Origin of the sequence: Brevibacterium picturae (genome assembly GCF_030453725.1) — a bacterium.
Lineage (GTDB): Bacteria > Actinomycetota > Actinomycetes > Actinomycetales > Brevibacteriaceae > Brevibacterium > Brevibacterium sandarakinum_A.
This window is the reverse complement of sequence record NZ_JAKDJU010000146.1, coordinates 1-7520: the sequence shown is the minus strand read 5'-3', so window position 1 is coordinate 7520 and position 7520 is coordinate 1. Positions and strand designations below refer to the sequence as shown.

Here is a 7520-nt window from a genome sequence, read left to right as displayed (position 1 = left end):
CAGAGCCTCGGCGTCTGCTTCGACACCATTCTGGTCTGCACGATCACCGCGTTCGTCGTCCTGCTCTCCAACCCGACCTACGACGAAGCCCAAGGCGCGTCACTGACCCAGACCGCTTTGGCTTCGCAGCTCGGCGACTGGGCGGTTCACTTCCTCACCATCGCGATCTTCCTCTTCGCGGTCTCATCGATCCTGGGCAACTGCTACTACGGCGAAGCGAACATCTCCTGCCTGTTCACGAAGAAGCCTCGGGCGGCCGTCACCATCTGCCGGATCATCGTCATGGTCGCCGTCTTCTTCCTCGCCCCGACGGCCCTGAAGCTGCTGAAGGACTACCTGCGGCAGCGCAAGGTGGGGCTCGAGCAGGTTCCAACCTATTCCATGGGCTTCGAAACGGGCTTGCGCGACCCGTCCGGCGCCCCGACAGACGACACCCCGGTTACCCGCGTCTGGCCACCTTCATGCGGTGCTGACTCGCGGCCTGCCCTCCTGAGCACGAAGCGCATCGTCAGAGCCACGCCGATCACGACGAGTGGAATGAGCACATAACCCAGCGACGAGGGCACGACCACAGCAATGAGCACGACTGAGACTGCTGCGGCGGCACGCTGCCTGCCCCTGAGCAGCTTGACTCCTGCAATGGCTGCCGCCAGATAGACGAAGACGACCAGGGTCGAGGGAATGACCACCAGAGTTTCCGTACCCCAGGACAACAACCACGCGAGCCCCAGGCCGACGAAGGCGATCAGAGCCACAGCCAGCACCCCGCCGACAGGCACCGAGGAGGACACATACGCCGCCGGACGAGGCAGCCACTTCTCCTTGGCCAGGGAGTAGCCGAGTCGGGAGACACCTGCAATGAACGCGTTGGTGGTCCCCAGACTGATGACGACGGCCATGATGGCCGCAGCCAGAGCGGAATGCCCGCCGAATACCTCTTGCAGCAGAAGCCCGATCGCGATGCGGTCGGTCTCCGGCGAACCATATGTTCCTGTGAACACGACGGCTGCGGCGGTCCCGAGATAGAGCACGGTGACGATGACGATCGTGATGCCGACTGCTCGGGGAACATCGCGGTTGGGCCTGCGAAACTCGCCGACGAGATGAGCCACCGCCTCCCACCCGGCAAAGGCGAAGAAGAGCACGATGACTCCGCCGCCGATCGGGGGCAGCCCGTGCGGAGCGAACGGAGTCAGCTGGGTCGAATCCATGCGCGGTATCGCCACCACGATGGTGATCAGCAGCGCCAACGACACGGACAGAGCCAGACCCAGTTGCGCACCTGTACTGACTTTCGCACCGGCAAGATTGGCGCCGACGGCGACCGCCAATATCCCCGCCGCGACAAGGTAGGCCCAGCCGCTGCTGAGCGAGAACGCCTCGGCCACGTAGTATCCTCCGGTCAACGGGACGATTGTCTGCCCGACGGCGCCTGCGACGAAGTACACCCACCCGGCTAATCCGCCCGCGGTCGCACCGTAGGCCTCACCGACATATGTGGCGATCCCTCCTGCTCCCGGCAATCTGCGGGCGAGTCCGACGAACAGCAGTGCCAGCAGCGCTCCGATCAGACATGCCACCAGCCACGACACCAGCGAGGCCGGCCCGGCAGAGCTCGCGATCTGACCGGGCAGCACCAATACTCCGGCACCGACGATAGCGCTGACATACAGGGCGACCCCCTGCCATAAGCCGATGTGCGCAGTCAGTTGGCCCGTGTTTGCGTTGTTCTTGTCCATAACTCAAGAGTTGTCCATTAACGGCCCCCACCGTGAGTGGCAAACTCGTCGCTATGCGAAAGAAATCGGACACGTGCAGGGTTGTCATCGTTGCCATGCCCGGGGTACCGCTCTTCGAGCTGGCCGGAGCCGCTGAGATCTTCGGGGTCGATCGGCGTGATCTCACTCCTGATTGGTATGAATTCGAGCTCGTCGGCACCTCGCCGGAGACCACGATCGGCTTCGGGATGCAGGTGCCCAACGGCCGTGGGCTCGACGCGCTGAGCGACGCAGATACGATCATCGTCCCGGCCTGCGCGAACGTCCACGACGGCGCCCCCACCGCACTGCTGGAGGCACTGGTCCAGGAGCACGCCCGCGGCGCCCGGATCGTCTCTCTGTGCTCCGGGGCGTTCGTCCTGGCCGAAGCCGGTCTTCTCGACGGCCGCCGCGCCACGACTCATTGGATGCACGCCGAGGCGCTGGCTCGCCTCTATCCGAGCGTGACCGTTGACCCCGGCGTGCTCTACGTCCACGACGACGTGTGGACCTCTGCCGGCAGTGCCGCCGCCATCGACCTCAGCCTGGAACTGGTTCGCCGCGACTTCGGTGCTGCGATCGCCAACGAGGTGGCCCGCCGTGTCGTGATTCCTCCGCACCGGGACGGGGGCCAGTCTCAGTTCATCCGCTACCGGCCGCACACCGCCTCGTCGAGGGACGACGATGTCGAGCACTGGGCGCGCGAGCATCTCGCCGATGTCACCGTGACAGCCATGGCACGGTACGCCGGAGTCAGCGTCCGTTCGCTCAATCGCCAGTTCCGCAGTCGGACCAACCTCCCACCCCAGGAATGGCTCCGGCGAGAGAAGCTGCAAGCAACTCAGGAGCTCCTTGAGAGTTCCGACCTGACCGTCGAGGCCATCGCCCTGCGTGTCGGGCTCGGCACCGCAGCCAATCTGCGCACCCACTTCGCCGCCGAATACGGCGTCCCGCCCGGCGCCTACCGGCGCACCTTCAGCTCACACGAAGCGGCTGACGCCGTTCCCGTCGATGCCCCGCAGGCTTCCTGAACCACCGATGCTCGCCGCCACAGCGCCCTGCCTGAAATACACAATGATGGCCACGGGACCAAGCTCAAGCCGCGCGCAACGCGGACTTGCCTCGGTTCCGTGACCACCAATTCTGGTGTCCGGAAGTCGGACGGTGCTTCAGTGACCAACCAAACGGAGGGCCACCTCGGCGATGGAGCTATTCAGCTCACGGGAGGACCTCAGTCCTCTTCGACGATGAGCGGGTAGACACCGTTCTCGTCGTGGGTCTCACGGCCGGTGACCGGCGGGTTGAACACGCAGGCCATGCGCAGCTCTTCATCGGCGACGACCGTGTGCTTCTCGTTGCCGTCGAGGAGGTACATGGTGCCATCGGACAGCGGGTAGGTCTTCCCGGTCTCCAGATCGGTCAGAGTGCCCTTGCCCTGCACGCAGTACACGGCTTCGACGTGATTCTGGTAGTGGAAGGTCGAGGTGGTTCCGGCGTAGATCACGGTGTCGTGGAGCGAGAATCCGACGCGCTCCTTGCCCAGCACCATGCGGCGGCTGCGCCAGGTCTCCGACTTGATATCGCGGTCTGTCTCATTGAGGTCATCGCGGTTGACTACGTACATTCGTGGTCCTTTCAATTGGGGTATCAGACGGATTGCCGATGGATCGGTCGAGAAACAACCGATCCATCGGCAACGCGTCATTCAAGTATCAGGGTCGAGCTGCGGCTCATCACCGCGGCTCTGTATTTCAGGCTCTCGCGCTCAGCTGGGAGCAGGCTCAGACCGCCGCAGGTTCTGCGGCCGGAGCGAACTTCAGCACAGCAGCCTCGATGATGTCGAGGCCCTGCTCCAGATCGTGCGAGGAGATGGTCAGCGGAGGCATGATCTTCGTGACCTCATCCTTGGGACCCGAGGTCTCGAGGAGCAGGCCGTTGTCGAAGGCTTCCGCTGCCACCTTGCCGGCGACCTCGTCGTCCTCGAAGTGGAGTCCGGCGAGCAGGCCGCGACCACGGATGGACGCTCCCTCTGCCTTCTCCACGATCGAGTCGAGGCGCTGGTGCAGTGCGGCGATCGTGTCGGCCAGTTCGTTCTGGAACGAGTTGTCGGCCCAGAAGTTCTTGATCGCAGCGGTCGCCGTGACGAATGCGGGGTTGTTGCCGCGGAAGGTTCCGTTGTGCTCGCCGGATTCCCAGACGTCGAGCTCGGGACGGAACAGGGTCAGTGCCATCGGCAGACCCGAACCGGAGATCGACTTCGACAGGCAGACGATATCGGGCTCGATGCCGGCCTCTTCGAAGCTGAAGAACGAACCTGTGCGGCCGCAGCCGGCCTGGACGTCGTCGACGATGAGGAGGATGTCGTGCTTCTTGGTCAGCTTGGACAGCTCGCGCAGCCACTCGGCGCGTGCGGCACGGAGACCGCCTTCACCCTGCACGGTCTCAACGATGACAGCTGCTGGCTTGTCGACGCCTGAGCCGGAGTCTTCAAGAACCTTCTCGAGCCACAGGAAGTCAGGGATCTCGCCATCGAAGTAGTCGTCGTAGGGAATCTTCGAGCTGTTGGTCAGCGGGATGCCTGCGCCTTCGCGCTTCATCGAGTTGCCGGTCACCGACAGCGATCCCAGGGTCATGCCGTGGAACGCGTTGGTGAAGGACAGCATGTGCTGGCGACCGGTGACCTTGCGAGCCAGCTTGAGGGCAGCCTCGACGGTGTTGGTTCCCGTTGGTCCGGGGAACATCACGGTGTAGTCGAGTCCGCGCGGCTTGAGGATGAGATCCTGGAAGGTTTCGAGGAACTCGCGCTTGGCCGGGGTCTTCATGTCCAGCGAGTGCAAGACTGCACCTGACTGGAGGTATTCGACCAGCGGGTTCATCACGACGGGGTTGTTGTGACCGTAGTTGAGGGCTCCGGCGCCGGAGAAGAAATCGATGAATTCCTTGCCGTCTTCGCCCCACTGCTTCGCGCCGTGTGCCTTGGCGAAGGTGGCGGGCCAGGAGCGCGAGTAGCCTCGCACCTCTGATTCGCGGGTTTCGAAGATGTCAGGAGTGTCTGTCTTGGGAGTTTCGGTCATCACTTAAGTCCTTTCGACTTCTGGATTGCGCGCCTGCCTCGTGAGCAAGCGCCGAGGCGGTGGCCGCGACCGATCGGTTTCGGGTACGGCTGTCGCCGGTCGGCACCCTTGGACGGAATCATCTGACTCCCAGGGCGCCTGGTGGCACCAGGCTCTACAGCGGTGCTTCAGAGAGGTGCTTCAGAGCGGTGCGATTTCGTACAGAAATTCGGTGTCGTGGCCATCCGGGTAGAGGTCCGGGGTGATCAGCGCACGTCGTTCGCATGACGCTCCACGCTGCTCAGCGAATGACTGGAACAGACGGTTCGACGCGTCGTTGTCATCGGTGATCGTCGTCTCCAGGCGGAGCGAATTGGTGCGATCGGCCAGCTCGTTGAGCATGGTCTTCGCCAATCCATGTCCGCGGAAGTCGGATGAGACAGCGACCTGCCAGATCATCAGCGTGTTGGGCCGATCCGGGCGGGTGTAACCGGTGACGAAGCCGGCGGGCTCTCCGCCGATTCGCGCGATTGTCGAGGTGGCGAAGAAATCACGACACCACAGGATGTAGGAGTACGAGGAGTTGAGGTCGAGAACGGCCGAATCTTTAGCCAGTCTCCACATGTGTTGTCCGTCCTCCATGGTTGGAGTACGGACATCGGTTTCCGTTTGAGGTTCAGCTACTGCGTTTCTCACGCCACCAAACCTAACGACCTGAGAATGAGCGTCAACTCCGAAAACGGCGATTCAAGCCACATTCAGTCGCAATTCCCGCGCGTGTTCCCGACATACCGAACCGGGGCTTCCCCATGGCATCTCTGGGATGCGCCAGGGCGCTCCTCCGCGCTCAAGCCGGGGCAGCGCTTCGTTATCGTTTCGTTACATTTCGGCACCTTTGGAACAGCGGTTCCACGGTGTTCCACAACGCTTCGCGTTGTTATCCACACCAAGCACCCTTGCTTACGGGACCTCACGCGCGGCCTCATGACGCTTCACGCGCTCGCAGAGTTTCGACCTGGCCGTGTCCTGCCCGTGTCCTGGTCGTGTCGGTGGGCCCAAACGGTCATTCCAGCGTGCTTACACGGCCTTTCCAGCGCGGCACAGAGCGCTGCAGCACGCTTGGGTGGTCATTCTGGTCGCCTGATAGACCGCAGAAGCGCACCAGAATGACCACTTAAGTACCCGGTGCGGGCCATGACGGGCTGAATGCTCGCAGCTGACCGTTTATCGGAAGTTTGGGCGCTTGGGCGCCAACAGCCTACTGACCGGAGAAGAAGTTCCCGCCGGGCGGCAGCTCTGACGCTGAAGGCTCGAGTCAGGCGACGCAACCACTTGGAGGACTCAAGCGGGCACCGTCGTGTCCAGTAGGAGCTCCGCGGGCAACGCCCTATCGAGCCGCGCCAGGGGACACACTCCCGGTGACCGACGCGTTCGTTCAGCGCTCAGTCCCCTACGCGCACAGCAACCGACGCCCGACGACCGACGCCCGACGTCCGATGCCCAGAAACTCTGCCTCTCAGCACTCGACGACGTTGACGGCGAGGCCGCCCTGCGCTGTCTCCTTGTACTTCGAGCTCATATCGGCGCCTGTCTGGCGCATCGTCTCGATCACCTCGTCGAGGCTGACTCTGTGCTGTCCATCGCCCCACAGCGCCATCCTCGAGGCGTTGATGGCCTTGCCTGCCGCGATGGCGTTGCGCTCGATGCACGGGACCTGCACGAGTCCGGAGATCGGGTCGCACGTCAGGCCCAAGTTGTGCTCCATGGCGATCTCGGCCGCGTTCTCGACCTGCTCGGGGGTTCCGCCCATGATGGCGGCCAATCCTCCGGCAGCCATCGACGAGGCGGACCCGACCTCGCCCTGACAGCCCACCTCGGCGCCGGAGATCGATGCCCTCTCCTTGTACAGGACACCCACCGCTGCCGAGGTGAGCAGGAAGTCCACGATCGCCGCGTGTTTGGCGGCCTCGCCGCCCTTGGTCACCGAGTCCACGTAGTTGAGGGCATAGTGAAGGACCGCGGGGATGATTCCGGCCGCGCCGTTCGTCGGTGCGGTGACCACGCGTCCGCCCGAGGCGTTCTCCTCGTTGACGGCCATGGCGATGAGGTTGACCCACTCCAGGTAGTAGCCGGGGTCACGGTCCGGGTCCTCAGCCTTGAGCTTGAGGTACCAGTCATGGGCCCGTCGGCGCACCTTGAGGCCGCCAGGCAGGTAACCCGAACGATCCAGGGACGCCGAGGCGCATTCCTCCATCACGGAGTAGATGTGGAGGAGACCGTGACGGATCTCGTTCTCATCGCGCATCGACTTCTCGTTGGCAAGCATGACCTGGGCGACCGACATGTCGTTGTCCTTGCAGCGTTGCAGGAGTTCGACGGCCGAGTGGAACGGATAGGGCAGCTCTTCGCTGTAGGACTGCAGCTCGGCGTCGATGACCGCCTTGGGGAGGGCGAATTCGCTGTCTTCCTCCACAGCCTCGGCGGCCTGCTCCTTCTCGAGGAACTCGGTCTCGGAGGTCACGAAACCGCCGCCGACCGAATAGTAGGTCTCCTCGGCCAGGGTCTGACCGTCAGCGTCGAATGCGGCGACGGTCATGGCGTTGGTGTGGCGGGGCAGGATGGTCAGGGGGCGCTTGGTCATGTCGTCCTCGGTGAAGGCGATCTCGACGCCTCCGCCGGCCGATCCAGCAGCACCAGCCGCACCGGCGTC

6 protein-coding genes and 1 pseudogene are annotated in these 7520 nt (G+C 63.7%); 2 read left to right on the top strand and 5 right to left on the bottom strand.

The genetic code is table 11. The features are described 5' to 3' along the window. Nucleotides 1-549: alanine:cation symporter family protein (locus tag L0G76_RS12500; protein WP_304357518.1), on the top strand; the 549-nt coding region annotated here is incomplete at its 5' end. Nucleotides 550-563: 14 nt separating this feature from the next. Here the strand turns inward: L0G76_RS12500 and L0G76_RS12495 are convergent. Further along, a pseudogene (locus L0G76_RS12495) lies at nt 564-1739 on the bottom strand (APC family permease); the annotation flags it as partial. A 53-nt stretch (nt 1740-1792) separates the two neighbouring features. Between L0G76_RS12495 and L0G76_RS12490 the strand changes: the two are divergent. Next, on the top strand, nt 1793-2788 hold the full coding sequence (locus L0G76_RS12490; protein WP_304357517.1) for a GlxA family transcriptional regulator: 996 nt from the start codon (nt 1793-1795) through the stop codon (nt 2786-2788). A gap of 200 nt (nt 2789-2988) precedes the next feature. Here the strand turns inward: L0G76_RS12490 and L0G76_RS12485 are convergent, their stop codons facing one another. The 4 genes from L0G76_RS12485 to L0G76_RS12470 all read right to left on the bottom strand — a co-directional run. Further along, nucleotides 2989-3381, bottom strand: a complete 393-nt coding sequence (locus L0G76_RS12485; protein WP_304357516.1) for an ectoine synthase — start codon at nt 3379-3381, stop codon at nt 2989-2991. 157 nt (nt 3382-3538) lie between these two features. Then, complete coding sequence (gene ectB, locus L0G76_RS12480) at nt 3539-4831, bottom strand: diaminobutyrate--2-oxoglutarate transaminase (RefSeq protein WP_304357515.1); 1293 nt, start codon at nt 4829-4831, stop codon at nt 3539-3541. 180 nt (nt 4832-5011) lie between these two features. Further along, on the bottom strand, nt 5012-5452 hold the full coding sequence (gene ectA, locus L0G76_RS12475; protein WP_304357514.1) for a diaminobutyrate acetyltransferase: 441 nt from the start codon (nt 5450-5452) through the stop codon (nt 5012-5014). Nucleotides 5453-6326: 874 nt separating this feature from the next. Beyond that, nucleotides 6327-7520, bottom strand: a 1194-nt coding sequence (locus L0G76_RS12470; protein ID WP_304357513.1) for an L-serine ammonia-lyase, incomplete at its 5' end; no start/stop codon positions are given.

What these genes read in the sequence shown, in the direction of transcription:
- L0G76_RS12485 (WP_304357516.1), bottom strand. Translation starts at nt 3,381, where the DNA reads ATGTACGTAGTCAACCGCGATGACCTCAATGAGACAGACCGCGATATC.
- ectA (WP_304357514.1), bottom strand. Translation starts at nt 5,452, where the DNA reads ATGGAGGACGGACAACACATGTGGAGACTGGCTAAAGATTCGGCCGTT.
- L0G76_RS12490 (WP_304357517.1), top strand. Translation starts at nt 1,793, where the DNA reads ATGCGAAAGAAATCGGACACGTGCAGGGTTGTCATCGTTGCCATGCCC.
- ectB (WP_304357515.1), bottom strand. Translation starts at nt 4,831, where the DNA reads ATGACCGAAACTCCCAAGACAGACACTCCTGACATCTTCGAAACCCGC.